Genomic DNA, 26,065 nt, shown 5'->3' with positions numbered 1-26,065 from the left:
GCCGGTGTGATCGCGTAGGGTCCTGCGACGTGAACACCGGACCGGCACTGCGCCACGCACGGATCGGCGATCCGGTGGAGGGCTGATCCCCCACCGGGTGCGCGACGCGCACTCCCATCGCCCGGCACGCGGACCTCCCGATGCTCGTGATCCACGAGCGTCCCATTCCGTATCCGCGACAGCGAGGTCTGCCGAACATGTCCGTCAGCTTCAACCACACCATCATCGCCGCCAAGGACCGCGAGGAGTCGGCCCGCTTCTTCCGCGAACTGCTGGAAGTGCCGCCGGCGCCGTCCTGGGGCCCGTTCACCAACATCCAGCTCCCCGACGGGGTACTGCTGCAGTTCGCCGAGCCGCCGGTGGACATCCAGATGCAGCACTACGCCTTTCTGATCGACGACGCGCTGTTCGACCGGGCCTACCGGCGGCTGTGCGACGACGGTGTCGAGCACTGGGCCGATCCGCAGATGCGCCGCCCGGGCGAGATCAACCACGAGCACGGCGGGCGGGGTGTGTACTTCAAGGACCCCGCCGGCCATGCGATCGAGCTGATCACCCGGCCGTATCTGTAGCGGGCAGGACCGCCGACGGCATGCCGAGGTGGCGCAGCGCCGACCGCGCCGCCCCGGCGCCGCACATGCCGTGGGCGCCGGGGCCCGGCGGGGTCGCCGCCGAGCACAGGAACACGCCGGGCAGGCCCGTGGTGTACGGATCCCGTGAGGGGCGTGCGCCGAACAGCAGGCGGGGCACGGTCTCCGCGCCGGTGAGGATGTCCCCGCCGGTGAAGTTGGCGTCGCCGGCGGCCAGGGCCGCGGGCGGCGTGGCGCGCAGGCCCACGATCCGCTCACGCACGCCGGGGGCGAAGCGCTCCAGCTGGGCCAGCACGGCCTGGGTGGCGTCGCCGTCGTAGCCGTGCGGGACGTGCGCGTAGGCCCACACCGGGTGGGTGTCGCCGGCCGACCGGGAGGAGTCCGCCAGGTACTGCTGGCCGACCAGGACGAAGGGGCGCTCTGGCATGCGTCCGGCCGCGATGTCCCGCTCGGCCCGGGCGACCTGGGCGAACGGGCCGCCGAGGTGGACGGCGACGGCGCGGCGGGCGTCCGGGCTGCGCCAGGGGACGCCGCCCTCGATCGCGAGGTCGAGTTTGAAGGCGCCGGGGCCTCGGCGGTAGCGCCGGTAGGCGTTGCGGGTCCTAGCCGGCAGCCGGTCGCCGTAGATCGCGGCGACCTGTCCCGGGTCGAGGTCGAGCAGGGTCACGTCCGCGGGCGGGAGCTGCCGCCGGTGGGTGATGCGGACGCCGGTGTGGAGGGTGCCGCCGTGCTCGCGCAGGACGCGTTCCATGGCGCGGGTGATGGAAAGCGAGCCGCCTTCGGCGACGGCCCACCCGGTGGCGTGCCCGGCGACGAGCACGCCCAGACCGATGGCCGAGCTGAACGGCCGGGTCAGGGGACGGAAGCCGTGGGCGGCTACCCCGGCCCACAGGGCTCTGGCCCGCGGTGTCGTGAAGACGCGGGCCAGGGCCGTGGCGGGCAGGGCTGTGGGCAGTCCGAAGCGGGCCAGGAGCAGCGGGTGGGCGGGGACGCGCACGAGGGGGCCCATGGATGTCGCCGGCGAGTGCGTCCCAGTGGCGGACGGACGGCTCGACCAGGGCCCGGTAGCGGCCGCCGTCGGGCCCGAGCAGGCGGCTCGTCTCCGTGACGGACCGCAGCAGGACCCCGGCGGTGCCGTCGTCGAGCGGGTGCGCGCAGTCGACGTCGGCCCAGCGCCAGCGCAGCCCGTGGTGCTCCAGGCCGAGGGCGCGGTGGGCGGGTGAGGTGACGGCCATGGGGTGGATGGCGGAATGGTGGTCGTGCAGCAGCCCGGGCATCAGCGCCTCGGAGCTGCGGGTGCCTCCACCGGCCTCGTCCGCGGCCTCCAGTACCGTCACCTCCAGCCCCGCGACCGCCAACAGGGCAGCCGCGGCCAGTCCGTTGGGTCCGGCGCCGACGACGAGCGCCGACGTCATGCCCGTACGTGACGGATCGTCACCTTCAGGTGCTTCATCAGGGGCTGGTCGCTCTGGGCGCTGTAGTCACCGTGCGCGACCAGCGCGTTCATCTCCGGCATGTATCCGGCCGCGCAGCCGCGCGGCATGTCGTACGGGATGGCGAGGTAGCCGTCGAGGGTACGGGTGCTGCCGTCCTTGGCGGTGGCGGTGATGCTGACCGGGTCGAACTCCACCAGGCCGCGGTCGCGCATGTCGTCCTCGTTCATGAAGACGAGGGTGCGCAGGTTCCTGATGCCGCGGTAGCGGTCGTTGTCCGAGTAGATGGTGGTGTTCCACTGGTCGTGGGAACGCATGGTGCCCAGCGCCAGTGTGCCGTTCGCGGGGACGACGTCGGGCAGGGGCGCCGAGGAGAACTCGGCGCGTCCGGAGGCGGTACGGAAGACCAGTTCGCGGGCGGGCTGCTTGATGCGGAAGCCCAGCGGCAGGCGTACCCGGCGGTTGAAGTCCTCGAAGCCGTCGAGGACCTGGGCCATGGTGTCGCGGATGCGGTCGTAGTCCTCGACGTACCACTCCCACGGGGTGGGGCTGTCGGGCAGCGCGGCGCGTGCCATGCCGGCGATGATCGCGGGCTCGGACAGCAGGTGGGGGGACGCGGGGCGCTTCATGCCGACGGACAGGTGGACCATGCTCATCGAGTCCTCGACCGAGGTGCTCTGGATGCCGCCGCGCTGGTGGTCCTTCTCGGTGCGGCCGAGGCAGGGCAGGATCAGGGCACGCCGGCCGTGGACGAGGTGGCTGCGGTTCAGCTTGGTGCTGACCTGGACGGTCAGCTCACACTTGCGCAGCCCCTCGTAGGTGTAGGAGGTGTCGGGCGCGGCGAGCGCGAAGTTGCCGCCCATGCCGACGAACACCTTCACGTCACCGCTGTGCATCGCGCGGATGGTGCCGACGGTGTCCAGTCCGTGTTCCCGGGGCGGGTCGATGCCGCAGACGCCGGCGAGGCGGTCCAGGAACTCGGGCTCCGGGCGGTGGTCGATGCCGCAGGTGCGGTTGCCCTGGACATTGCTGTGTCCGCGCACCGGGGAGGGTCCGGCTCCCTCACGGCCCAGATTGCCGCGCAGCAGCAGGAGGTTGACGATCTCGCGGACGGTGTCGACGCCGTGCTCGTGCTGGCTCACGCCCAGGCACCAGCTGATGATGGAGCGGTCGGCGTCCCGGTACACGCGGGCCGCCTTGAGGATGTCGTCGCGGCTGAGACCGGACTGGTGCTCGATCTCCTCCCACGGGGTGGCCTCGCACACCTGCCGGTAGGCGTCGAAACCCGTGGTGTGCCGGTCGATGAACTCCCGGTCCACCGCCTTGGGATCGCTCCCCGCCTGTTCCAGTACGGCCTTCGCCATGCCCCGCACCAGCGCCATGTCACCGCCGATGCGCGGCTGCAGGTTCAGGGTGCTGGTCGGGGTCGAGTGGCCGGTGGCCATGTCGCCGAAGTCGTGCGGGATGATGGTGCGCCGGGCGGCCGCCTCGATCAGCGGGTTGATGTGCACGATCTGCGTGCCGCGCTTGTACGCCTCGGCCAGGGCGGTGAGCATCCTCGGTGCGTTGGAGGCGGCGTTGACGCCGATGATGAACAGCGCGTCCGTCGTCTCCCAGTCCTTGAGGTCGACGGTGCCCTTGCCGGTGCCCAGGGATGCCTGCAGGGCACGGCCGCTGGCCTCGTGGCACATGTTGGAGCAGTCGGGCAGGTTGTTGGTGCCCAGTTCGCGGGCCATCAGCTGGTACAGGAAGGTGGCTTCGTTGCCGAGCCGGCCGGAGGTGTAGAAGGCGGCCTGGCCGGGGTGGTCCAGTTCGCGCAGGGTCCGGCCGACCAGTGCGAAGGCGTCGCGCCAGCTGATCGGGACGTAGTGGTCGGTGTCCGGGTCGTAGACCATCGGCTCGGTCAGCCGGCCCTGGTCCTCCAGGGCGAAGTCGCTCCACTCGGACAGCTCGCCGACCGAGTGCGCGGCGAAGAACTCCCGGCCGACCCGCTTGCTGGTCATCTCCCAGGTGACGTGTTTGATGCCGTTCTCGCAGATGTCCAGGTGCAGGCCCTTGGTGTCGTCGGGCCACGCGCACCCGGGGCAGTCGAAACCGCCGTTCTCGTGGTTCATGCGCATGATGGCCCGGGGCCCGTCCAGCAGCGCGCCCTCGCGCGCGAGGAACCTGCTCACACTCTTCGCGGCGCCCCAGCCGGCGGCGGGGTGACGGTAGGGGCGGTAGCGCGGTTCACCCTCGGGAGTGGGCCCCACACGGGGCTCCGTCCGTGCCTGCTCGTCCTTGGAGGTGGTCACGACTCTCACCCTTCCGCCACGGGGACGTGCGCCGATTCCGGCGTGTGGCGCCTGCGGCCAGGCTATGCCCGCCCCTCAGCGGGCGCCACGCGGCTGTGCGGAGGGCCTTGCAGGGGTGGGAGCCGTCCCTCCATGCTGTCTTCTCAACTGATCGCCCCGTGTCACGGCGGCAGACCTGCTGTGTCACCCCGGGATCTAGGGAGAACCGACACCATGTCCGACAGCAGTCTCTCCAGCACCGAACTCACCTCGCAGTACCTCGCCCAGGTGACCAGCGACCTGGAGCACAACACCAAGGAACGTGAGCGCATCAGCGCGGAGATCACCGCACTGCAGGAGCAGTTCGCCGCGCTCCAGCACGACTTCGCCGTACTGCAGAACATGCGCCGTGCGCTGGAGGGCACTTCGGCAGCGGCCGAAGCGCGGGCCGTCCCGGAGACGGCGGTGCCCGAGAGCCCCGCCGAGGCGGTCGTGCCCGCACCGCGCAAGGCGGGCAGCCGTGCGTCCGGCGCGGGCAAGCGGACGGCCCCGAAGGCGGCGAAGGCGACGAAGACTGCGAAGTCCGCGACGGCACCGCGCAGCACGGCGAAGAAGAAGCAGCCGGCGAAGAAGTCGACCGCCGCCAAGTCCTCGGCTGCCGCCACGTCCCCGGCCGCGAAGTCCTCAGGCGCCTCGACGGGAGCGCCGAAGCTCGTCGAACTCGTGCGCAGGCATCTGGCGGAGCAGAAGGAACCGCGTTCGGCGGCGGAGATCACCGAGGCGCTCGGGAAGGCGTACCCCGAGCGCAGCGTCAAGACGACCGTCGTGCGCACCACGCTCGAAAGCCTCGTCGCCCGTAACCAGGCTCAGCGCACCAAGCAGGGCACGTCGGTGTTCTACACCGCCCCCGAGGCGACGGCGGCGAACGAGGCGCAGGCCGAGGCGCCCGCGCAGGACGGGCAGCAGGAGAGCTGAGAAGTCGTCAGCCCGCCGTCAGGACTGGGGGCGCCGACCGTGGTTCGCGGCGTGCTTACGGCGGGACTTCTTCTTCCGGCGTCGCTTGGACGACATGAGTACCTCCCCAGGCAGGGACGGAGGACACACAGGTCACTGACGTATCCGTGAACACCATACTGCTAGGCTCACAATGTCGCATTTGTCGATCATTGTCCTGTGGTGTGCGCCCCCGGAGTGAGCATGACTGGTGACCCCGAGCCGATCAGCGCCGACGCCCGTCGCGCACTGGAACAGGAGCTGGCCAATGTGCGGGCCGAACGCGCGACGGTCGCCGCGACCCTGCGGGACACCGACGCGGTGGGCGACCGCGCCGACGAGGCCGACCAGTTGCAGCGCGCCGACGACCTGAAGCGGCTGGACAACCGCATCAGCGACCTCACCGTGCGTCTTGAGCAGGCGGGCCTGGCGGGCCCCGCCCGGACCGATGTCGTCGGCGTGGGCAGTACGGTCACCGTCCGCTTCCCTGACGGTGCCGTGGAGACGTACCGCGTCGCCGAGATCGCCGACGCGCTGGACCAGACCCTGATCACCGCCGACAGCCCGCTCGGCCGTGCCCTCCTCGGCCGCCACGCCGGGGACACGGTCCACTACGACGCTCCCGGCGGGCGGGCGAGCGCGGTGGTGGAGTCGATCGGCGGCTGATCCGGGGTGGGGACCGGTGGCTCATCGGCGGTGGGGACCGGTGACGGATCGGCGGCCCGATCGCGGCCCGGATCGAGGGTGATCGCGGTCCTGACCGAGGGCGGATTGGCGTTCCGGGAAGGCGTCGGGTAGACCGAGGGCGTGCTGTTTCGCCAACTCGAATACCTGGTGGCGCTCTCCCGGGAACGTCATTTCGCCCGTGCCGCTCAGGCCTGCTACGTCTCCCAGCCCGCCCTGTCGGAGGCCATCCGCAAGCTGGAGGAGGAGCTCGACGTGCCGCTGGTGCGGCGCGGCCGCAAGTTCGAGGGCCTCACCCCCGAGGGCGAGCGGATCGTCGTGTGGGCGCAGCGTGTCCTGGCCGACCGCGACGCCCTCAAGGACGAGGCCGGCGCTCTGCGCAGCGGGCTGAGCGGCCGGATGCGGATCGGCTCGGTGCCGACGGCGTCCGGGGCCGCCTCGCTGCTGACCGACCCGTTCTGCGCGGCGCACCCGCTGACCACGGTGGAGGTCATCGCCGACCTGCAGCACGAGGACATCCTGCGTCAGCTGCAGAACTTCGAGATCGACGCCGGTCTCACCTATGTCCGCGACGAGCTGCCGGAGCATCTGCAGTCCGTGCCGCTGTACGAGGAGCGCTACGTGCTGCTCCTGCCGGCGGCCGACGCCCTGGCCGCTCGTGCGACTGTCACCTGGGAGGAGGCGTCCCGGCTGCCGCTGTGCCTTCTGACGACGTCGATGCAGGGCCGCCGGGTGCTCGACGAGGTGTTCGGCGAGGTGGGCACGAGGCCCTCGCCCCGGGTCGAGACCGACTCGGTGGCCGCGCTGTTCGCCCATGTCAGGACGGGCCGGTGGGCGAGCATCGTGGCGCATGCCTGGCTGCATGTCTTCGGCGTCCCGCACGGCATGCGGGCCGTGCCGCTGGTCGAGCCGGCCCGGACCGTGCCGGTGGGCCTGGTGGTGATGGCCCGGGAGCCGGGTTCGGTCATGGCCCGCGCCCTCACCGACATCGCCCGGCGCACCGATGTGTCGGCCGCCCTGGAACGCCTTCCCGGGGGCCCGGGGTTGTCATGAGCGGAGCCGTCATCGGGCTGCGTGAGTCCGGCCTGTCATGAACAGAACTCGACCAGGCGCTCGGCACCGGCGTAGACGTTCATCGACTCGCCGCGCAGGAAGCCGACCAGGGTCAGTCCGCTGTCCTCGGCGAGCTCCACGGCCAGCGAGGACGGGGCCGATACGGCGGCGAGCATCGGGATGCCGGCCATCACCGCCTTCTGCACCAGCTCGAACGAGGCGCGGCCACTGACCATGAGCACGCTCCCGCGCAGCGGCAGCAGCCCCTCCCGGAGTGCGTGTCCGACGACCTTGTCCACGGCGTTGTGCCGGCCCACGTCCTCGCGCAGGCAGAGCAGTTCGCCGTCGCCGGTGAACAGACCGGCGGCGTGCAGGCCGCCGGTGCTGTCGAACACCTTCTGCGCCGCCCGCAGCTTGCCGGGCAGCGCCGCGAGCAGTTCGGGGCCGAGGGTGAGCGGGTCGTCGGCCACCGACCACGCGGCGGTGGTGCGCACCGCGTCCAGACCGGCCTTGCCGCACAGTCCGCAGGACGACGTGGTGTAGAAGTTCCGCTCCAGCGAGGCGTCGGGCGCGGGCACGCCCGGCGCGAGGGCGACGTCGACCACGTTGTAGGTGTTGCCGCCGTCCGCGGTGGCGCCGGCGCAGTAGCGGATCGCGGCGACGTCCGCGGCGGCGTGCAGCACGCCCTCGCTGACCAGGAATCCGGCGGCGAGGTCGAAGTCGTCCCCGGGGGTGCGCATGGTCACCGCGAGCGGCCGGCCGCCCACCCGGATCTCCATCGGCTCCTCGGCGGCGAGGGTGTCCGGGCGGTGCGAGAGCACGCCGTCTCGGATGCGCAGCACCTTCCGCCGTGCGGTCACTCGTCCCATGCCGTCTCCTTCGAACCGGGCGTGCGGGCGGCTTCCAGGCGGACCAGGACGGCCTTGGAGGTGGGGGTGTTGCTGATGTCGGCGACGCTGTCCAGCGGGACGAGGACGTTGGTCTCGGGGTAGTAGGAGGCCGCGGAGCCCCGGCTGGTGGGGTAGGCGACGACGCGGAAGTTCTCCGCCCGGCGCTCCACGCCGTCGTGCCAGACCGCCACCAGGTCCACGAGGTCGCGGTCGGCGAACCCGAGGGCGGTCAGGTCGTCGGGGTTGACCAGGACGACCCGGCGGGCGTTGTGGATGCCGCGGTAGCGGTCGTCCATCGCGTACGGGACGGTGTTCCACTGGTCGTGGGAGCGCAGCGTCTGCAGCAGCAGGTGTCCGTCCGGGATGTCCGGCATGGTGAAGTCGTTGCGGGTGAAGACGGCCTTGCCGCTCGGGGTGCGGAAGACGTGCTGGTTGACGGGGTTGGGCAGACGGAACCCGCCGGGCCTGGACACCCGGGCGTTGAAGTCCTCGAAGCCGGGGACGACGCGGGCGATGCGGTCGCGGACGGTGCCGTAATCCGCCTCGAAGTCCTCCCAGGGGATGTCCGGGGTCTCACCGAGCGTGCGGCGGGCCAGGCGGCTGATGATCGCGACCTCGCTGAGCAGGTGCGGGGAGGCAGGTGCGAGGCGTCCTCGGGAGGCGTGGACCTCGCTCATGGAGTCCTCGACGGTGATGAACTGCTCGCCGGTGGCCTGGACGTCCCGGTCACTGCGGCCCAGGGTGGGCAGGATCAGCGCGATCTCGCCGCAGACGGTGTGGGAGCGGTTGAGCTTGGTGGAGATGTGCGCGGTGAGCCGGCAGCGCCGCATCGCCTCCTCGGTGACCTGGCTGTCGGGGGTGGCCCGGACGAAGTTGCCGGCCACGCCGAGGAAGAGCTTGGCCCGGCCGTCGCGCATGGCCCGGATGGCGTCCACCGAGTCCAGGCCGTGCCGGCTCGGCGGGGTGAAGCCGAACTCGCGGCCCAGGGCGTCGAGGAACGTCTGAGGCATCCGTTCCCAGATGCCCATCGTGCGGTCGCCCTGGACGTTGCTGTGACCGCGCACCGGGCAGACGCCCGCGCCCGGCCGGCCGATGTTCCCGCGCAGCAGCAGGAAGTTGACGACCTCGCGGATGGTGGGGACGCCGTGCTTGTGCTGGGTCAGGCCCATCGCCCAGCACACGATGATCTTCTTGCTCTCCAGGACCAGGTCGTGGATGCCTTCGATCTCGTCGCGGGTGAGCCCGGTGGCGGTGAGGATGTCGTCCCACTCGACCTTGCGCGCGTGCTCGGCGAAGTCGGCGAAGCCGGTGGTGTGGTCGTCGATGAAGGTGTGGTCGAGCACGGCGCCCGGAGCGATGTCCTCGGCCTCCAGCAGCAGCCGGTTGAGCGCCTGGAACAGGGCGAGGTCGCCGCCGGGGCGGATCTGCAGGAACCGGTCGGCGATCGCGGTGCCGCGGCCGATGATCCCGCGCGCCTTCTGCGGGTGCTTGAAGCGGATCAGCCCGGCCTCCGGCAGCGGGTTCACCGCCACGACCCGGCCGCCGTTGCGCTTGGTCTCCTCCAGCGCGGACAGCATCCGCGGGTGGTTGGTGCCCGGGTTCTGCCCGACGACGAAGACGAGGTCGGCGTGGTGGATGTCGTCCAGGGAGACGCTGCCCTTGCCGATGCCGAGGGTCTCCTGGAGTGCGGACCCGCTCGACTCGTGGCACATGTTGGAGCAGTCGGGCAGGTTGTTGGTGCCGAAGGCGCGGGCGAACAGCTGCAGCAGGAAGGCGGCTTCGTTGTTGAGCCTGCCGGAGGTGTAGAAGAGGGCCTCGTCCGGCGAGTCCAGGCGGCGCAGTTCGCCGGCGAGCAGGTCGAGCGCCTCGTCCCAGCCGATCGGCTCGTAGTGCTGCGCGCCGGGCCGCTTGACCATCGGTTCGGTCAGACGGCCCTGCTGGTTGAGCCAGTAGTCGGACTTGGTGTCCAGTTCGGCGATCGAGTGGCGGCGGAAGAAGTCGCGGGTGACGCGGCGCGTGGTGGCCTCGTCGGCGATGTGCTTGGCGCCGTTCTCGCAGTACTCGTTGAGGTGGCGCTTGCCCGGCGCGGGCTCCGGCCAGGCGCAGCCCGGGCAGTCGAAGCCCTTGACCTGGTTGATGTTCAGCAGGGTCAGCGCGGTGCGCCGCACGGACGTCTGCTCCAGGGAGTACTCCAGTGCGTGCGTCACCGCCGGGACGCCCGTCGCCCAGCGCTTGGGCGGGGTGACCGACAGATCGTCGATCGGGTCCTCGATGCTGCTCATGCCGCCGTCCGCCTCTTTCTGCCGGGTGCGCGATCAACCGAAGGGCAGCTTCTTCCCGGTTCCGAGAAAATGTCAAAGAGGCATTTTCGATGACCTGATAGGCGCCGCTTATCAGGCGTCTGGCCAGGGAGAACATCGGCAGATAAGGCGGGCCTATCGCGGCATCGACCGCCCCTCTTTGACGGCCGGCGCGAAATGACCCGACGCTGGAAGCCGGGCGATCGACACGACTTTCCCCGGTTTTCCGAAGACCTTTCCAGGAAGAAGGCGGCACGTGCCCCGACCCCCGCACCCCATTGAGCGGTGTGCGTGCCGGACCGTCGGCTCAGGAGCGCGTGGGGGCCATCTCCCACGGCGCCTGCGGCAGGACCTCACCGGTCTCCAGCAGCGACTTGAGGTTCGCCAGCACGGCCGGCCAGCCCTGGGAGATCTCGTTCAGCCCCTTCTGGTCGGGCAGGTTCTCGTGGGTCACGGTGAGCCGGACGATGTCCTGGTGCGGTTCGACGAGGAAGGTGACCACCGACGCCTCCTTGTCCCGTCGCTCCTCGGAGGCGTCCTCGAAGGTGATGACCAGGCGGGTCGGGGGTTCGGCCGCGATCACCCGGCCGACGAGGTCGACGGCACCCGATCCGTCGACGCGCCGGTGCTCCCAGCGCGAACCCGGCTGCCAGTCCGACACGTTGGCATGCCCCCAGTAGCGCGCCGTCAGGTCGGCGTCCGTCAGGGCGTGCCACACCTGCTGCGCGCTCGCGCGGATGTAGGTGACGTAGACGTAGGTCGGCACGGCGGCGGATGTGTCCGTCATGGCGTACTCCTCTGCGCGTTTCTTGATGGCGTCGAGCGCTTGCAGGCGGGGCCTGTCGAACTCCGAGATCCAGCGCTCCTGCACCTCGTGGATCGGTGTCGGATTGAGGTAGTGGAGCCGTTCCCGGCCGCGCCGCACCACGGTCACGAGGTTGGCCCGCTGGAGGATGTCCAGATGCTGGGTCGCCGACTGACGGGCCATGCCCAGGTCCTCGCACAGCCGGCTGAGCGTCTGCCCGTTGTCCGCGCGCAGACGGTCGAGGAGAAGTCGGCGGGTGGGGTCGGCCAGCGCCTTGAAGACCGAGTCCATCGCATTCACCTCAAGGCTCATGACCCCATTATGCAAGTTTCTGCCTGCCTATTGTCAACGGCGGCCTCCACCGTCCGCCGTCGAACACCCGGCGTTCCCGTCGCCCGCCATCGGGGGATGACATGACCGCGGCCGAACGGCGGCTCCGCCGACGGTGGCAGCGGCGTCCGGTCGGTGCCGTGTCGCGGGTGCTGTCGCCGCACGGTGCACTGGCCCTGCACCGGGTCGACGGAGCCCTGCTGTTCGCCGCGCGGGCGGCGCTGGCCACGGCGTCCGTGGCGCTGCCCGCCGTGCTGGCCGGCCGGCCCGACCTCGCCGTGTACGCCATGCTCGGCTCCTTCACCACCACCTTCGGCCGCAACCTGCCCTACCCCCGGCGGGCGCGGGTGCTCGCCGTCGTCGCGGTGGCCATGACGGCGTGCGTGGGCTGCGGTTCGGCGCTCGCCGCGGCGGCCCGGCCGTGGGAGTACGGCGCCGGCGCGGCGGTGGTGGTCACAGCCACGGCGGTGGTCGCGGGGCTGGCCAAGTACGCCTGTGACGTGACCCGACTGGGTGGACTCGGCGCCGTCCTGCTGCTGTTCTCGTTCGCGGTGGCGGCAAGCGGCAGACCGGCACCCTCGGACGTCCTTGCGCAGACGGCGATGGCCGCGGCCGGTGCGGCGGTGGCCTGGGCGCTGGCCCTGCTGGGCCGCTTCGCCCATCCGGACCGGCCGCAGCGCCTGGCGGTGGCGTCGGCACTGCGCGAGCTCGCCGACCTGCTGGATGCGACCGGGGACGACGGCACAAGGCCGTCCCGGTACCGGGCGACCGCTGCCGTCCTGCGGGCGTACCACTGTCTCGGGCTCGCTCCCCCGGCGGGAACCCCGCGCGGCGACCGGGAGATGACGTGTGTGCGCCTGGCCGATCTGTCCTGGTCGCTGCTGGTCGGCTCCGCGCGCGGACCGGCCGACGGCGAGCCCGCTCTCCCCGGACGGCTCCGCCGGCAGGCGGGTCTGCTCGCCGACCGGCGCCGCGGTGATCCGCCGCTCCTTCCCGAGCTCACGCCGCCCGTCACCACTACGGCGGGAGCGGCCTCGCCCTGGTCCGACGAGCGTGCCTGGGAGCTCCTGCGCGGAGGCCCCCATCCGCGGGTGCCGGTCGTGCCCGCGCTGCGCATTGCCCTCGGCACCGGCGTGGCGGGTGGGCTGGCGCTCCTGTTCGGTCTCGGGCACGGCTACTGGGCGGCGATCTCGGCCGCCGCCGTCCTGCACTCGGTCAATGTGCGCACCACCGCCCAGCGCGCGGTCCAGCGCACCCTCGGCACCGGCGTGGGACTGCTGATCGCCCTGGGCGTGCTGGCCACGCAGCCGGCACCGACCGCGCTCACCCTGGTGATCGTGGCTCTGGAGTTCCTGCTGGAGTACGTGGTGGTGCGCAACTACGGTCTGGGCGTCGTCTTTCTCACGCCCTTGGCCCTCCTGCTCAGCGATCTGGCGACGCCGTCCGCCGCCGGGGTCCTGGTCCTCGACCGTGGGCTCGCCAGCATCCTCGGGATCGTGGTGGGACTGGCCTGTGCCCTGCTGGTGGTCCACGACCGGGCCGCGCTGCGGGTGGAGCGAGCACTGGAGGCGTGCACCGAGGCGCTGCAGCTGGCGGAGCGGGCGCTGGCCGACCGCTCGGCGCCGCCGCACCCGGTCGTGCAGGTGCGTCTGGCGGTGGCCGTGGTGGAGCTGCGGGAGGCCGACGACGCCGCGGCGGGCGAACTGTGGCCGGCGGGCATCGACCCCGCGACGCCGGCCACGACCGAGCAGCGGGCCTACGCGCTGCTGGAACGGCTCCAGCACGCTCGCTGAGCGTTGCCGGAGCAGTGCGCAGGGGGGTGCGGCGAAGCGTGCGCACGGAGGTGCGGCGCAGCATGTGCACGGGGGTGCGGCGCAGCTCGGTGATCAGGTCGGGTTAGCGTGGTGGGATGCGCCATGAGGTGACCGACGCCGACACCGCGACCACGCTGGGCAGCGGAGACGTACCCGTACTCGCCACCCCGCGACTGATCGCGTGGCTGGAGGCGGCGACTATGGAGGCCGCAGCGCCCTTCACCGGGGCGGGCCAGACGACCGTCGGCACCGCCATCCGGGTGAAGCACCTGCGTGCGTCAGGGGTGGGCACGCTGGTGGAGGTCAGCGCGCAGCCGCCGTCCACCGCCGACGGGCGGCGTCTCACCTTCCCCGTGCAGGCCGTCGACGGCTCCGGCCGGCTGATCGCGACGGGTGAGATCGACCGAGCGGTCGTCGACCGGGAACGGTTCCTCGGGACCGTCGCGGTGCAGGGCACGGGGTGACCCGGGGCTCGGTCAGTCGCATGCCGAGTCCGACCAGTGCCGGCCCCCGCACCGGGTAACGGGGACGTGCGGGTCAGGCCCGCGGCGGAGACGGGTCAGTTCGAACGGGCTCGCCGCCGGGCCGGCGAGGGGGACGCGGGCGGCTCGCTGACGCGCCGTCGGCCCGGGAAGGCGGCCGTCAGGGCGAGCACGGAACGGGTCACCAGGTCGGAGGGGGATCCTCGGCCGACCGTGGGGGCGTCCGGGTGCCTCGCCCACTCCTCGACCGCCACGCGGATGGCACCGGCAGCGGCCGCCGCCAGCATGCGCACCGTGAACGGATCGGCCGCCGTGCCCGCACGTTCGGCCAACTGGGCCGCGAGCGCCTGCTCCGCCTCCAGGTTGATACGCGCCCACACCGTCCGCAGCGCGGGATCCTCCTCGGCGGCACGCAGCAGACCGCCGGTCAGCCGCATCGCCTCCGCGGCCTGCTCGTCCTCGGGGGTGAGCGCCGTGACGGCGAGCTCGCGGAGGGCGTCGGTGTCCGGCAGGGTGCCGGGCGTGTCCGGGATCATGGACAGCCACCGGCGGGCACCGTCGGCGAGCATCGGCTCGACGGCGTCCTCCTTGCTGCGGAAGTAGCGGTAGAAGGTGCGCAGACCCACCCCCGCCTCGGCGGCGATCTCCTCGGCCGTCGTGGCGTCGGCGCCCCGCTCGGCGAAGAGACGGCAGGCCACGCGGGCGATTTCGCGCCGGGTACCGGCCATACGGCGCTGGGTCAGGGGCGAGCGCGTGGCCGTCCCGTCGTACGCGGGCAGGGGCGTCACCTGTCCGTCCTCCTGATCTTGGACCTCACCTCTTCAGGTTACTGGCGGATGCCGTGACGGCATGCCGTGACGGGCGGCATGCCGCGCGGAGAGGCGCGTCGCGCCGGGCGACTTGGTGCGCCAGGAGGCGCGCTGTGCCGGGTCGCACGCCGGGCCAAGGGGCGCGGTGGGCCGGGTGGCATGCCATGCCGGGCGGCGCACGGTGGCGGGCGGCGCACGGTGCCGGGCGGCGCACGGTGCCGGGGGCGCGCGCTAGGCCAGCGGGCACGCCACGCCGGGCGGCACATTGCGCCGGGCGGCGCGCTGTGCCGGGTCGCACGCCAAGGCCAGGGGGCACGCCACGACGGACGGCACGGCATGCCGAGAGGCGCGTCCTGCCGGGCGGCTCGGTGTGCCCGGCGGCACGCCATGCCCGGACCGCACCCCCAGCCAGGCGGCACGTCATGCCGCGCCGCACGCCCAGCCAGCAGGCACACCACTCCCCACAGCACCCCACGCAGCACGGCAACCCGCCCCACCCGGCACGCCGTGCCATACAGCACATCATGCCATTCAGCACAACGTGCCATATGGCATGTCGTGCCACACAGGCATAAGGTGCAAGCGCACCCCCCAGCCCCCACTCCCGAAAGGACCCCCCATGCACACACTCGAAGGAAAGACCGTCCTGATCACCGGCGGCGCCCGCGGCCTCGGCGCCGAGGCGGCCCGGCAGGCCGTCGCCGCCGGGGCGAACGTCGTGGTCACCGACGTTCTCGACGACGAGGGCGCCCGCACCGCGAAGGAGCTGGGCGAGCGGGCCCGGTACCTGCACCACGACGTGACCTCCGAGCAGGAGTGGCAGGCCGCGGTCGACTACGCCGTCGCCGAGTTCGGTGGCCTCGACGGACTGGTGAACAACGCCGGTATCGCCACCGGTTCGCTCTTCACCGACGAGTCGGTCGAGCGCTTCCGCAAGGTGGTCGACGTCAACCTCACGGGTGTCTTCATCGGCATGAAGACCGTCGTGCCGGCGCTGCGGGCTCGCGGCGCGGGCTCCATCGTCAACATCTCCTCCGCGGCCGGCCTCATGGGTCTCGCGCTCACCGCCGGGTACGGCGCCTCGAAGTGGGGTGTGCGGGGGCTGAGCAAGGTGGCGGCCGTGGAGCTGGGCATCGAGCGCATCCGGGTCAACTCGGTGCACCCGGGCATGACGTACACCCCCATGACCGCCCGGACCGGCATTCAGCGCGGCGAGGGCAACTACCCCAACACACCCATGGGCCGGGTCGGTGAGCCCGCCGAGATCGCCGAGGCGGTGGTCTTCCTGCTGTCCGACGCGGCGTCCTACGTCACCGGCGCCGAACTCGCCGTCGACGGTGGCTGGACGGCCGGACCGACCGTCTCGTACGTGATGGGGCAGTAGGGGAAGCGGGGACACCCAGGAGCATCACCCGCACAGGAGCGCCGGGCCAACGGGTCCGGCGCTTTTTCATGCCCTCCTCCGCCCGGCTTTCCCACTCAGCGGGAGCCCCGCAGCCCGTCCCTCCCACCGCCCCCTGTATGACTGCTAGAAATATTTCGACCAGTAATACAGACGAGGAGTCCGCCGTGAAGTTCTCGATGATCTTCGAGGCGCAGACCGCCGACCCGTCCCCCGAGGCAGAGCGCCGGGTCATCCACGACTGCGTCGAACAGGCCGTGTACGCCGAGGAGATGGGCTTCGACCGGATCTGGGCGGTCGAGCACCACTCCCTGACGCAGTACGCCCACATGAGCGCCTCCGAGGTGTTCCTCACCTGGGTCGCGGCCCGTACCTCCCGTATCCGTATCGGTCACGGTGTGGTGACGATGCCGTTCGGCTACCAGCACCCGGTCCGGGTCGCCGAGCGCGCCGCCATGCTCGACGTGCTCTCCGGCGGCCGCGTCGACATCGGCGCCGGACGGGGCGCCACCCGGCAGGAGATGTCGATGTACGGGGTGCGCGCCGAGGACACCTACCCGCAGATGGAGGAGGCGCTGCGGATCTTCAGCAGTGCCTGGCGGGAGGAGGAGTTCGAGTGGCACGGTTCGCTCGACATCGGCCCTGGTGCCGTGCTCCCCCGCCCGGTGCAGGACCCGCACCCGCCGCTGTTCATGGCGTGCAGCAAGCACGACACGCTCAAGCTCGCCGCCGAACTCGGCATCGGCGCCCTGGTGATGGGCTTCGCCGGGGCGGACGACGTGCGCGCGATGCGCAAGGTGTACGACGAGGCGATCGCCACCCGCAGCGGCGAGCGGTTCGTGTCTAGCGAGGTCAACAACCACTTCTCCGCGCTGTGTCCGACGATCGTGCTGGACGACGCCGAGCGGGCGCACCGGATCGGCACCCGGGGGCAGCGGTTCTTCGCCGAGTCCATCGCCCACTGGTACGGCAACGGCCCGGCGCCGACCGGGTACGACGAGGACGAGGACCACGTGGCCGCCATGGAGAAGGACCGGGAGGACCTGGTCGCCAAGCTGCACGAGGCGAGGATCCCGGTCCGCCCGGTCGACACCGGCCAGTTCAACGCCAAGCACGCCTACGGCACCGCCGAGACCGCCATCGCCTACGTCGACCAACTGCGCGAGATCGGCGTCGACGAGGTCATGTGCCTGATCCAGATGGGCACCGTGCCACAGGAGGTGTGCATGGAGACCATCCGGCAGTGGGGTGAGAAGGTCATCCCGCACTTCCGTGCCCTTGAGACGGGGGCCGCGTGATGGCGGGGCGGCTGGACGGCAAGGTCGTCGTCGTCACGGGAGCAGGCCGCGGACAGGGTGCCGCCGAGGCGCGGTTGTTCGCCGAGCAGGGTGCGCGCGTGGTGCTCACCGACGTCCGAGAGGAGGAGGGACGCACCGTCGCCAAGGACCTCGGCGAGAACGGGCTGTTCGTCCCGCACGACGTCACCGACGCGGCCGGCTGGCAGCGGGTCGTCGGCGCCGGCCTCGACGCGTTCGGCCGGATCGACGCGCTGGTCAACAACGCGGCGCTGTGGCGTACCGCGCCGGTGGAGGAGGACACCGAGGAGAATCTGCGGCGGCTGCTGGAGGTGAATCTCGTCGGGCCGTTCCTGGGTGTCCAGGCCGTCGTCCCGGCGATGTGCCGCACCGGTGACGGCGGGTCGATCGTGAACATCTCCTCCACCGCCGGGCTGGTCGGCATCGAGGGCCACGCCTCCTACGGGGCCACGAAGTTCGGGCTGCGCGGGCTGACCAAGTCCGCCGCGCTGGACCTGGCCCGGCATCGCATCCGTGTCAACTCCGTCCACCCGGGCATGGTCGACACCCCGATGGTCGCGGGCGCGCTCGGCGCCGATGCCGGCCGGCAGGAGTGGCCGAACGTGCCGTTGCGCCGGATGGGCCGCCCCGAGGAGGTCGCGGAGCTGGTGCTGTACCTGGTCTCCGACGCCTCGGCGTACGTCACCGGCGCCGAGTTCGCCATCGACGGCGGACTGACGGCCAAGTGAACGATCCCCTCACCCCACGAGCCCGGCAGCTCGCCGACGTCATGTCGGCGGGCTTTCCCGATCCGGCCCGCGGGCCCGTCGAACCGGACGCCTTCCGGCAGGCCTCCCGGGCCGGTGCCCGGTCGCGGGCGGTACGGCCGCTCCCCCGGGTCACGGACCGGTCCGTGCCCGGCCCGGAGGGTGCACCGGATGTGCCGGTGCGCGTCTACGAGCCCCGGGCCGGCTCCGCTGAACCGCTGCCGGTGGTGGTGTTCTTCCACGGGGGCGGCTGGGTGCTGTGCGATCTCGACACCCATGACGGCATCTGCCGTGAAATCGCCCTCCACACAGGCGCGTTGGTCGTCTCGGCCGACTACCGCCGCGCCCCGGAGCACCGTTTCCCGTCGGCGGCCGAGGACGCGTACGCGGTCACCGCGTGGGTGTCCGCCCATGCGGCCCGGCTCGGCTGTGATCCGCGCCGGCTGGCCGTCGCCGGGGACAGCAGCGGAGGCAATCTCGCGGCGGCCGTGACGCTGATGGCCCGGGATCGCGGCGGCCCGGGCATCGCCGGCCAACTGCTGGCGTATCCGGTGCTCGACCACCGTATGGAGGCCGCCTCGTACACGACGTACGCGACGGGCTTCTTTCACACGACAGCGCACATGCGCTGGTACTGGGAGCAGTATCTCGGCGACGACGGTGACGGCGCGCACCCGTACGCCTCCCCCGGGCTCGCCCCCGACCTGACGGGGCTGCCGCCGGCGGTCGTGGTCCTGCCCGAGTGCGACCCGTTGCGCGACGACGGTCTCGGCTACGCCCGGCGTCTGCGAGCGGCGGGCGCCGCGCCACGGGTGTGGGTCTGGCCGGGTGTGTTCCACGGCTTCCTCGGGCTGGGCGGGGTGCTGCCGGAGGCCGACCGGGCGCTCACCGAGGCGGCCCAGGCCCTGCGGGACGTACTCACACCCTGAGATCGGGAAGCGAATCGGTGACGACCGACGGACAGGGGTCCCGGTCCGGCTCGGTGCCGGGCCGGGACCCCTTTTCGGTGGGCCCGTGGTCTCACATGTGGGTGCCGCCGTCGATGCGCACCTCGGTGCCGGTGACGAAGGCGCCGTCGTCCGAGGCGAGCATGGCCACGACGCCCGCGACGGCCTCCGGGCCGACGAAGCCCGTCGCCGGGTCGGCGAAGCCCTCTCCGAACAGGGCCGGCCTCAGCTTGCCGAACAGCTCCCAGTCGGAGTCCTCGGGCAGCCCGGGACCGCGGTTGCGGCCGCTCGCACCGGAGCCGTCGGTCATGCCGCTGGCGATGCTGCCCGGCGCCACGCACACCGCCCGCAGGCCCTGCTTGGCGTACTCGGCGGCGATGGCGTGGGTGAACGACTGGATGCCGCCCTTGCTCGCCGCGTACGCCGCCATGTAGGGGTGGGCGAAGGACGCCGCGGTGGAGCTGAAGTTGACGATCACGCCCCGGCCGGCGGCGAGCAGCGCGGGCAGCGCCTCACGGGTCGTCAGGAAGGTGCCGGTGAGGTTGACCGCGAGGATCTGGTTCCACAGGTCCAGCGGGGTGTCGTGGGTGTGCGCGGACCGCAGGATGCCGGCCGCGTTGACCAGGACGTCCAGTCCGCCGCCGAGGTCGGTCACCGCGCCGGCGACGGCCTCGCGGACCGAGGACTCGTCCGCCACGTCCACGACCCGGGTGTGCAGCCGTCCGGCGTGGACGGCGGCCAGGCCCGCGGTGTCCTTCAGGCCGGCCTCCGAGACGTCGGCGGCCACGACCGTCGCGCCCTCGGTGAGCAGCCGCAGCACGGTCGCCCGGCCGATGCCCGAGCCCGCGCCGGTGACCAGGGCTGAGCGCCCCTCGAATCGCCGCATGTGTCGCTCCCTCTTGTGACGGTTACCGCGTCCTGTGGTGTCGTGCGATGTGGTCGACGGCGAGCCAGCTGAACGTCATGGCGGGGCCGATGGTGGCGCCGGGCCCCGGGTAGGTCTCGCCCATGACCGCGGCCGAGACGTTCCCGGAGGCGTACAGGCCCTCGATGGCGGTGCCGTCCTCGCGCAGCACCCGGGCGGTGGCGTCGGTGACCAGGCCGCCCTTGGTGCCGATGTCGCCGGGGTGCACCGGGACCGCGTAGAAGGGGCCCTTCTCCAGGGGTGCCAGGTTGGGGTTGGGCAGCGTCGGGTCGCCGTAGTAGCGGTCGTAGACACTGTCGCCGCGGTGGAAGTCCTCGTCGCGGCCGGCGCGGGCGAAGCCGTTGAAGCGGTCCACGGTGGCGCGCAGCCGGGCGGGGTCCGCACCGATGCGTCCGGCGAGTTCCTCCACGGTGTCGGCCTTCTTGACGAAGCCGCTCTCCAGCCAGGGCCTGGGGAAGGGCTGTCCCGGGAACAGGCCGAGGAAGAGGTAGCGGGCCTTGGCGGTGGCGTCGAGGATCATCCAGGACGGCACGGTGCTCGCGCCGGGCTTGTCGGCCACGTACATGGCGTCGACGAACTCGTGGTACGGGGCGGCCTCGTTGGCGTAGCGCTCGCCCGCCGAGTCGACGATCACCATGCCGGGGATGCCGCGGTCGGCGACCAGGAAGAACGGCCGTCCGCCGGGCGGCACCGCGGACGGCGCACCCCACACCTTGTCCATCAGGTCGACGGCCGCGCCGACCGCCATGCCCATCTCCAGGGCGTCCCCGTCCTGGCCCTCGGGGGCCGAGCTCCACTCGGTGGACGTCGGCAAGGGCAGGTGCTTCTCGCGGAGTTGCTGGTTGTGCGAGAAGCCTCCGGAGGCGAGGACCACGCCGCCGGTGGCCCGGACGGTGAGGTCCCGGCCGGCGCGGTGGACGCGGACGCCGGTGACACGGCCGTTCTCCTCGACCAGCCCGGTCAGCGGGGCGGACAGCCACAGGTCGCCGCCCAGGGCGTGCAGCGAGTGCCGCATGCGGGCGATGAGCGCCTCGCCGAGGGAGAGCAGCTTGCGGCCGGTGAGCAGGGCCGCGACCGCCCGGGCGCCGACCTTGGCCGAGGTGCGTCTGCCCGCCCAGGTGCGGGCGACCATGTTCAGATGCCGGAACTCCCGGGAGGTGATGGTGAGTCCGTACGTGGGCAGCCCGGCCCGGCGCATGGTGGCGCGCTGCTCGGGCGGGAGCCGGCGGAAGTCGAAGATCTCCGGTTCCACGGAGCGGCCCTGCGGGTAGCCGCCGAGGCGCTCCGGGTAGTAGTCCGAGTAGCCGGGGGTGTGGACGAACCTCACGTGGGTGCGGTCGTTGAACTCCCGCACCATGCGCGGCCCGTGCTCGATGTAGGCGTCCTTGCGGGCGGCGGGGACCCGGTCGCCGACGGTGGCGTCGAGGTAGGCGCGGGCCTTCTCGGGGGTGTCGCCGAGGCCGGCGGCGTCCAGGTGGAAGTTGTTCGGCACCCAGATCGCGCCGCCGGACAGGGCGGTCGTACCTCCGTAGCGGTCGGTCTTCTCCACCACCAGGACGCTCAGTCCGCGCAGCCGGGCGGTGAGGGCCGCGGCAAGGCCGGCGGCGCCGGAGCCGGCCACCACGACGTCATAGGTGTGGTCCCACTCGGTGCTCATGGGGTCCTCTCTCGGTGAGCGGGGATCAGCGGGCGGGAGCTGCGGGGGTCAGCGGGCGGTGACGTGGGCGTCGGTGAGGACCGGCGCGTCGGCGCGGTCCACGGCGCTCGCGGTCAGCCGGTAGGCGTCGCCGGTGCGCCAGACGCGCAGCCGCAGCGTCTCGCCGGGGTGGAACACCCCCGCGAAGCGCGTCCCGCATCCGGTGATCCGGGAGGAGTCGCCGTCCAGCAGACGGTCGGTGACGGCTCTGACCGCCATGCCGAAGGTGCACAGCCCGTGCAGGATGGGCCGGTCGTAGCCGGCGCGGCGGGCGGTGGCGGGGTCGGCGTGCAGCGGGTTCCAGTCGCCGGCGAGCCGGTACAGCAGCGCCTGCTGAGGCAGGGTCGGGATGTCCAGCACCAGGTCGGGTTCCCGGTCGGGTGCGGGCAGGCGGGCGGAGGGTCCGCGGTCGCCGCCGAAGCCGCCCTCGCCGCGTACGAAGATCTGGTTGCGCTGGGTGATCAGTGGTGCGCCGTCCTCGCCGAGGAGGGTGGACTCCTGGACGATGACGGCGGCCGTGCCCTTGTCGTACACGGCCGGAATGCGGGTGAGGGTGGTGGCCCGGGCGGTGGCGGGCAGCGGGCGGTGCACGGTGATCTCCTGGCCGCCGTGCAGCACGGCGGCCAGGTCGATGTCGACGCCCGGCGTCTCGAAGACCTGGAACCCCACTCCCCCCGGTGCCGCCGGCCACCACGCCGAAGGTGGGCAGCACCTGAAGGCCCTGCTCGTGTCCCTCGTAGACGTAGCGCAGCTGGGCCGGGTCGGTCTCCGGGACGCCCGCGCCGAGCGCCAGGTGGTAGAGCCGCACATCGCGGTCGTCCCAGTCGGCCGCGGCCCGTACGGGCGGGGCGGAGGTGGCCTTCTCGACGTCGATCGGCATGGTGTTCCTCCGGAGGGGGAGCGGAAGGCGGTCAGTTCGCGAAGGTGCCGGTGGCGTAGCGGCTGCGGAAGTACAGCAGGGGCCGCCCGTCCTCCTGGGCGGCGAGGTCGATCACCTCGCCGGTGACGATGTAGTGGTCGCCGGCCTGGTGGACGTCGGCGAGCCGGCAGTCGACGGTGGCCAGGGCGCCGTCGATGCGGACGGTGCCGTAAGCGCCCGCGCTCCACGGGATGTGCGCGAACTTGTCGGGGCCGCTGCGGCCGAGCGCGGCGCAGGTGTCCCGCTGGTCCTCGGCGAGGATGTTGACGCAGAAGCGGCCCGTGCGCTCGATCCTCGGCCAGCTCGTGGACGACTTGCCGACGGCCAGCATGACCAGCGGAGGGTCGAGGGAGAGGGAGGCGAAGGACTGGCAGGCGAAGCCGACGGGTTCGCCGTCGTCCAGGCCGGCCACCACGGTGATGCCGCTGGCGAAGCGACCGAGCACGTCCCGGAAGACGGCCGCGTCGATCCGGTGGTCGTTCAGCCGTTCCACTGGTGGCCCCAGAAACTGTCGGCGGTGATCTCCTTGGCCACCCAGGTGGCGGGGTCGACGATCAGGCCGTCCCAGCCGTACTCGACCTGGAAGCCACCGGGGGCCTGCGCGTAGAAGGACACCATGTGGTCGTTGGTGTGGCGGCCCAGCGTGGAGGCGATCGGGATGCCGGCGGCGTTCATCCGGTCCAGGCCGCGGCCCACGTCGTCCAGGGTCTCCAGCTCCACCATGAAGTGGACGATGCCGGGGGGCAGCGCGCCGGGGTACAGGCCGAGGCTGTGGTGGCGGCGGTTGGGGCTCAGGAAGTGCATCCAGTGGAAGTCCCGCTGCTCGGCGGCGGTCGGGACGGCCTGCGGCGGCAGCTTCATCGAGTCGCGCAGCTGGAAGCCGAGCAGGTTCTCGTAGAAGTCCAGCGCGGCGTCGATGTCCGGCACCGGCAGCACGACGTGGCCGAGGCCGAGGTCGCCGGTGACGAAGCGGTTGCCGTAGGGGGTGCCGAGCGGGGTGTGGTCCTGCGCCTGGCCCCAGTAGATCTCCAGCGGGTTGCCGCCGGGGTCGCTCACGTGGACCATGCCGCGCACGCGGCGCTCGGCGAGTTCGGCGGCGTCGGCCGGCTTGACGGCGTGACCCGCGGCCTCCAGTTCCCGGGTGGCCTCGGCGAGGGCGGCGGCGTTCGCGACCTCCCAGCCGGCCGCGAGCAGCCGGTCGCTGTCGCCCGCCTGGATCGTGAGGCGGTACGCGCGGTCGTCCATGCGCAGGTGGAGGGTGTCCTCGGTGGTGCCGGCGGCCTCCACCATGCCGAGGACGTCGAGGGTGTAGGTGCGCCACTCGGCGAGCTTGGTGGTCTCCAGGCGCAGGTAGCCGAGAGCTCGGATGTCCATGGTCGGCCTTTCGGTCGAAGCGGTGTGCGGGGTGCGGTCGGTGGGAGAAGGCGCGGGGCCCGATCGGTGGGAGAAGGCGCGGAGCCCGGTCGGTGGGAGAAAGTGCCGGGACCGGTCAGTGGGAGAAGGTGCCGGGACCGGTCAGTGGGAGAAGAAGTCGACCGCGAGGCGGTTGAACTCGTCGGCCTGCTCGGTCTGCGCCCAGTGGCCGCAGTGCGGGAAGACGTGCAGGCGGGCGTCGGGGATGGTCTTCAGGGCGACCAGCGCCCCGTCGAGCGGGTTGACGCGGTCCTCGCGGCCCCAGGTGAGCAGCACCGGGTGGGTGATGCGATGGGCCTCACGCCACAGCATCCAGTCCTCGGCCCAGGCCGGGTTGGCGAAGGCGGCCCCCATGCGGGCGCTGCCCAGCCGGTTGTCGGGGTCGGTGGCCGAGGCCCAGCGCTCCTCGACGAACTCGTCCGTGACGATCGACTGGTCGTAGGCCATGACGCCGAGGAAGGCGCGCAGTTGCTCCTTCGTCGGCTCGGGTGCGGCGTTGAACTCGTGGAGCCGCTTGATGCCCTCGGTCGGGTCGGGGGCGAAGAGGTTGACGGAGACACCGCCGGGGCCCATCAGGAGCAGCTTGCCGACCTTGCCGGGGTGGTCGAGGGCCATGCGGACGGCCGTCCCGCCGCCGAGCGAGTTGCCGACGACGTGCGCCTGGGTGATGCCCAGTTCGTCCATGAGGGCGGCCACGGAGCCCGCGCTGTAGCTGAAGTAGTCCTTGTCGAGTTCGGGCTTGTCCGAGCGGCCGAAGCAGGGCTGGTCGACCAGCAGGGTGCGGAAGTGCTCGGCGAACACGGGCAGGTTGCGGCCGAAGTTGCTCCAGGCGGAGGCGCCGGGGCCGCCGCCGTGCAGCATGATCACCACGGGGGCGTCCTCGGGACCCGCCTCGTGATAGTGCAGCGTGAGTCCGGCCGCCTTGGCCGTGCGGGAGGTGGACGCGTAGGTGAGCTGTGCCATGCGGTGCCCCTCTCAGGCCATCGAGTCGTGGATGTCCATGCCGAGCGCGCTCTGCCCGAACATCACCAGCGCCCGCTCCGGGTCGTTGGCGGCGTGGCCGCGGCCGGTGTGGGCGTCGCGCCAGGCGCGCTGCACGGGGTGCGGGCCGGTGCGCATGGCGTTGCCGCCGGCGTTCTCCATCAGCAGGTCGAGTGCGGCGACCGACCGCTCGGTGGCGAGGACCTGGTCGCGGCGGGTGCGGGTGCGCAGGGCCATCGGGATCTCCTCGCCGCGCCGGGCGAGATCGTACATCTCGGCGATGTTGCGGCTCAGTTGGAGCCAGGAGGCGTCGATGTCGCTGCCGGCGCGCGCGATGCGGACCTGTGCGAAGGGGTCCTCGGCGACCTTCTGGCCGTAGGAGACGCGGAAGCGCTGCCTCGTTGCGTCCAGGTAGGCCTCGTAGGCGCCTTCGGCGATGCCGACGATGGGGGTGGAGATGGTGGTGGTGAACACGCCGGCGTACGGCAGCCGGTACAGCGGCTCGTCGTTGAGCTCGTGCCCCGGCACCTGGAGGGCCGTGACCGGGCCGAAGCTCAGCGCGCGGTGCTCGGGTACGAAGACGTCCTCGACGACGACGTCGTTGCTGCCGGTGCCGCGCAGGCCGACGGTGTCCCACACGTCGTCGATGCGGTACTCGGTGCGCGGGATCAGGAAGGTGCGCATGTCCACGGGGTTGCCGTCGGCGTCCGGGACGAGGCAGCCGAGCAGCGCCCACTGGGTGTGGTCGCAGCCGGAGGAGAAGTGCCAGCGGCCGGAGAGCTTGAAGCCGCCGTCGACAGGGGTCGCCTTGCCGGTCGGGGCGTAGGAGGAGGCGATGCGGGTCTTGGGGTCCTGGCCCCAGACCTCCTGCTGGGCGCGCGGGTCGAACAGGGCGACGTGCCAGGGGTGCACGCCGACGACGGAGGCGACCCAGCCGGTCGAGCCGCAGGCCTTGGCGATCTCCTTGACGGCGGTGTAGAAGACCACGGGGTCGGCGGCCCGGCCGCCGAAGGCCTTGGGCTGGAGCAGCTGGAAGAAGCCGGTGTCCTCCAGTTCCTTGACGGAGGTGTCGGGCACGCGGCGCAGCTCCTCGGCCTCGGCCGCGCGCTCGCGCAACGTCGGGGCGAGCGCGCGGATCGCGGCCAGTACGTCTTCGGCCATGGACATCCCCTCTCGGGTGGGCGTGGCGGCGGAAGTGGCAGGACCGTACGGCGTGCTGTCCCGAAGCGAAATACGCGGCTCCCACTGAGCGGGAAGGGGCTGC

21 protein-coding genes and 2 pseudogenes are annotated in these 26,065 nt (G+C 72.1%); 10 read left to right on the top strand and 13 right to left on the bottom strand.

Annotation, left to right across the window (positions count from 1 at the left end; genetic code table 11):
- Positions 1 to 197 precede the first annotated feature (197 nt).
- Positions 198 to 572: a VOC family protein gene (locus C3489_RS00460; RefSeq protein WP_103778574.1), complete on the top strand. Its 375-nt coding sequence runs from the start codon at positions 198 to 200 to the stop codon at positions 570 to 572.
- On the opposite strand, the pseudogene C3489_RS00455 reads toward C3489_RS00460, so the two are convergent.
- Positions 553 to 2,005 (bottom strand): annotated as a pseudogene (locus C3489_RS00455) (phytoene desaturase family protein). The gene C3489_RS00460 and the pseudogene C3489_RS00455 sit on opposite strands and share 20 nt — an antisense overlap.
- Positions 2,002 to 4,317 (bottom strand): FdhF/YdeP family oxidoreductase, encoded by a 2,316-nt coding sequence (locus C3489_RS00450; RefSeq protein WP_103778572.1) that lies wholly within the window; start codon positions 4,315 to 4,317, stop codon positions 2,002 to 2,004. Before C3489_RS00450 ends, C3489_RS00455 begins: the two are co-directional and overlap by 4 nt.
- A gap of 213 nt (positions 4,318 to 4,530) precedes the next feature.
- On the opposite strand from C3489_RS00450, the gene C3489_RS00445 reads away from it, so the two are divergent.
- The 3 genes from C3489_RS00445 to C3489_RS00435 all read left to right on the top strand — a co-directional run bounded on the left by C3489_RS00445 (position 4,531) and on the right by C3489_RS00435 (position 7,026).
- Entirely contained in the window at positions 4,531 to 5,271 is a 741-nt protein-coding gene (locus C3489_RS00445; RefSeq protein ID WP_103778570.1) for a hypothetical protein, read from the top strand.
- 222 nt (positions 5,272 to 5,493) lie between these two features.
- On the top strand, positions 5,494 to 5,955 hold the full coding sequence (locus C3489_RS00440) for a GreA/GreB family elongation factor (RefSeq protein WP_103778568.1): 462 nt from the start codon (positions 5,494 to 5,496) through the stop codon (positions 5,953 to 5,955).
- A 141-nt stretch (positions 5,956 to 6,096) separates the two neighbouring features.
- Positions 6,097 to 7,026 (top strand): LysR family transcriptional regulator, encoded by a 930-nt coding sequence (locus C3489_RS00435; protein WP_103778566.1) that lies wholly within the window; start codon positions 6,097 to 6,099, stop codon positions 7,024 to 7,026.
- A gap of 35 nt (positions 7,027 to 7,061) precedes the next feature.
- Here C3489_RS00435 and fdhD read toward each other — a convergent pair whose 3' ends face one another.
- The 3 genes from fdhD to C3489_RS00420 form a co-directional block, all read right to left on the bottom strand.
- On the bottom strand, positions 7,062 to 7,895 hold the full coding sequence (gene fdhD, locus C3489_RS00430) for a formate dehydrogenase accessory sulfurtransferase FdhD (RefSeq protein ID WP_103778564.1): 834 nt from the start codon (positions 7,893 to 7,895) through the stop codon (positions 7,062 to 7,064).
- Positions 7,883 to 10,198 carry an FdhF/YdeP family oxidoreductase gene (locus C3489_RS00425; protein ID WP_103778562.1) on the bottom strand — a complete coding sequence of 772 codons (2,316 nt, stop codon included), beginning with the start codon at positions 10,196 to 10,198 and terminating at the stop codon, positions 7,883 to 7,885. The genes fdhD and C3489_RS00425 overlap by 13 nt, the downstream gene beginning before the upstream one ends.
- A gap of 325 nt (positions 10,199 to 10,523) precedes the next feature.
- On the bottom strand, positions 10,524 to 11,312 hold the full coding sequence (locus C3489_RS00420; RefSeq protein ID WP_103778560.1) for a metalloregulator ArsR/SmtB family transcription factor: 789 nt from the start codon (positions 11,310 to 11,312) through the stop codon (positions 10,524 to 10,526).
- Positions 11,313 to 11,434: 122 nt separating this feature from the next.
- On the opposite strand from C3489_RS00420, the gene C3489_RS00415 reads away from it, so the two are divergent.
- Positions 11,435 to 13,144, top strand: a complete 1,710-nt coding sequence (locus C3489_RS00415) for an FUSC family protein (RefSeq protein ID WP_103778558.1) — start codon at positions 11,435 to 11,437, stop codon at positions 13,142 to 13,144.
- Between the two features lie 116 nt (positions 13,145 to 13,260).
- Entirely contained in the window at positions 13,261 to 13,629 is a 369-nt protein-coding gene (locus tag C3489_RS00410; RefSeq protein ID WP_103778556.1) for a thioesterase family protein, read from the top strand.
- Positions 13,630 to 13,724: 95 nt separating this feature from the next.
- Here C3489_RS00410 and C3489_RS00405 read toward each other — a convergent pair whose 3' ends face one another.
- The gene (locus tag C3489_RS00405; protein WP_258054506.1) at positions 13,725 to 14,435 is read right to left on the bottom strand and encodes a TetR/AcrR family transcriptional regulator; all 711 of its coding nucleotides are present in this window, start codon (positions 14,433 to 14,435) and stop codon (positions 13,725 to 13,727) included.
- Between the two features lie 640 nt (positions 14,436 to 15,075).
- Between C3489_RS00405 and C3489_RS00400 the strand changes: the two genes are divergently transcribed.
- The 4 genes from C3489_RS00400 to C3489_RS00385 all read left to right on the top strand — a co-directional run bounded on the left by C3489_RS00400 (position 15,076) and on the right by C3489_RS00385 (position 18,849).
- The gene (locus C3489_RS00400; protein ID WP_103778554.1) at positions 15,076 to 15,840 is read left to right on the top strand and encodes a glucose 1-dehydrogenase; all 765 of its coding nucleotides are present in this window, start codon (positions 15,076 to 15,078) and stop codon (positions 15,838 to 15,840) included.
- 185 nt (positions 15,841 to 16,025) lie between these two features.
- Positions 16,026 to 17,156 (top strand): LLM class flavin-dependent oxidoreductase, encoded by a 1,131-nt coding sequence (locus tag C3489_RS00395; RefSeq protein ID WP_103778552.1) that lies wholly within the window; start codon positions 16,026 to 16,028, stop codon positions 17,154 to 17,156.
- Positions 17,156 to 17,902, top strand: a complete 747-nt coding sequence (locus C3489_RS00390) for a glucose 1-dehydrogenase (protein ID WP_103778550.1) — start codon at positions 17,156 to 17,158, stop codon at positions 17,900 to 17,902. Before C3489_RS00395 ends, C3489_RS00390 begins: the two co-directional genes overlap by 1 nt.
- Positions 17,899 to 18,849 (top strand): alpha/beta hydrolase, encoded by a 951-nt coding sequence (locus C3489_RS00385; RefSeq protein WP_258054505.1) that lies wholly within the window; start codon positions 17,899 to 17,901, stop codon positions 18,847 to 18,849. The genes C3489_RS00390 and C3489_RS00385 overlap by 4 nt, the downstream gene beginning before the upstream one ends.
- Positions 18,850 to 18,940: 91 nt before the next feature.
- On the opposite strand, the gene C3489_RS00380 is transcribed toward C3489_RS00385, so the two are convergent.
- From C3489_RS00380 to hsaA, 7 genes and pseudogenes are all read right to left on the bottom strand, one after another.
- Positions 18,941 to 19,753, bottom strand: a complete 813-nt coding sequence (locus C3489_RS00380) for an SDR family NAD(P)-dependent oxidoreductase (protein ID WP_103778548.1) — start codon at positions 19,751 to 19,753, stop codon at positions 18,941 to 18,943.
- A 22-nt stretch (positions 19,754 to 19,775) separates the two neighbouring features.
- Entirely contained in the window at positions 19,776 to 21,449 is a 1,674-nt protein-coding gene (locus C3489_RS00375; protein WP_103778546.1) for an FAD-dependent oxidoreductase, read from the bottom strand.
- Positions 21,450 to 21,497: 48 nt separating this feature from the next.
- Positions 21,498 to 22,368: pseudogene (locus C3489_RS00370) on the bottom strand (MaoC/PaaZ C-terminal domain-containing protein).
- Positions 22,369 to 22,399: 31 nt separating this feature from the next.
- The gene (locus C3489_RS00365; RefSeq protein ID WP_258054504.1) at positions 22,400 to 22,900 is read right to left on the bottom strand and encodes a flavin reductase family protein; all 501 of its coding nucleotides are present in this window, start codon (positions 22,898 to 22,900) and stop codon (positions 22,400 to 22,402) included.
- A complete protein-coding gene (locus C3489_RS00360; RefSeq protein WP_103778544.1) occupies positions 22,888 to 23,781 on the bottom strand; it encodes a VOC family protein in 894 nt (297 codons plus the stop codon). The genes C3489_RS00365 and C3489_RS00360 overlap by 13 nt, the downstream gene beginning before the upstream one ends.
- A gap of 141 nt (positions 23,782 to 23,922) precedes the next feature.
- Positions 23,923 to 24,783, bottom strand: coding sequence for a 4,5:9,10-diseco-3-hydroxy-5,9,17-trioxoandrosta-1(10),2-diene-4-oate hydrolase (hsaD, locus tag C3489_RS00355; RefSeq protein WP_103778542.1), 861 nt, complete (start codon positions 24,781 to 24,783; stop codon positions 23,923 to 23,925).
- A gap of 12 nt (positions 24,784 to 24,795) precedes the next feature.
- Positions 24,796 to 25,962: a 3-hydroxy-9,10-secoandrosta-1,3,5(10)-triene-9,17-dione monooxygenase oxygenase subunit gene (gene hsaA / locus C3489_RS00350; protein WP_103778866.1), complete on the bottom strand. Its 1,167-nt coding sequence runs from the start codon at positions 25,960 to 25,962 to the stop codon at positions 24,796 to 24,798.
- Between the last annotated feature and the right edge of the window lie 103 nt (positions 25,963 to 26,065).

It is taken from the genome of Streptomyces sp. Ru71, from assembly GCF_002920535.1.
Lineage (GTDB): Bacteria > Actinomycetota > Actinomycetes > Streptomycetales > Streptomycetaceae > Streptomyces.
This window is presented reverse-complemented; position numbering and strand designations above follow the sequence as displayed.

Coding starts and splice junctions, on each gene's coding strand:
- C3489_RS00460 (WP_103778574.1), top strand. CDS start 198: ATGTCCGTCAGCTTCAACCACACCATCATCGCCGCCAAGGACCGCGAG.
- C3489_RS00445 (WP_103778570.1), top strand. CDS start 4,531: ATGTCCGACAGCAGTCTCTCCAGCACCGAACTCACCTCGCAGTACCTC.
- C3489_RS00440 (WP_103778568.1), top strand. CDS start 5,494: ATGACTGGTGACCCCGAGCCGATCAGCGCCGACGCCCGTCGCGCACTG.
- fdhD (WP_103778564.1), bottom strand. CDS start 7,895: ATGGGACGAGTGACCGCACGGCGGAAGGTGCTGCGCATCCGAGACGGC.
- C3489_RS00425 (WP_103778562.1), bottom strand. CDS start 10,198: ATGAGCAGCATCGAGGACCCGATCGACGATCTGTCGGTCACCCCGCCC.
- C3489_RS00420 (WP_103778560.1), bottom strand. CDS start 11,312: ATGGACTCGGTCTTCAAGGCGCTGGCCGACCCCACCCGCCGACTTCTC.
- C3489_RS00415 (WP_103778558.1), top strand. CDS start 11,435: ATGACCGCGGCCGAACGGCGGCTCCGCCGACGGTGGCAGCGGCGTCCG.
- C3489_RS00410 (WP_103778556.1), top strand. CDS start 13,261: ATGCGCCATGAGGTGACCGACGCCGACACCGCGACCACGCTGGGCAGC.
- C3489_RS00400 (WP_103778554.1), top strand. CDS start 15,076: ATGCACACACTCGAAGGAAAGACCGTCCTGATCACCGGCGGCGCCCGC.
- C3489_RS00390 (WP_103778550.1), top strand. CDS start 17,156: ATGGCGGGGCGGCTGGACGGCAAGGTCGTCGTCGTCACGGGAGCAGGC.
- C3489_RS00380 (WP_103778548.1), bottom strand. CDS start 19,753: ATGCGGCGATTCGAGGGGCGCTCAGCCCTGGTCACCGGCGCGGGCTCG.
- C3489_RS00375 (WP_103778546.1), bottom strand. CDS start 21,449: ATGAGCACCGAGTGGGACCACACCTATGACGTCGTGGTGGCCGGCTCC.
- C3489_RS00360 (WP_103778544.1), bottom strand. CDS start 23,781: ATGGACATCCGAGCTCTCGGCTACCTGCGCCTGGAGACCACCAAGCTC.
- hsaD (WP_103778542.1), bottom strand. CDS start 24,783: ATGGCACAGCTCACCTACGCGTCCACCTCCCGCACGGCCAAGGCGGCC.
- hsaA (WP_103778866.1), bottom strand. CDS start 25,962: ATGGCCGAAGACGTACTGGCCGCGATCCGCGCGCTCGCCCCGACGTTG.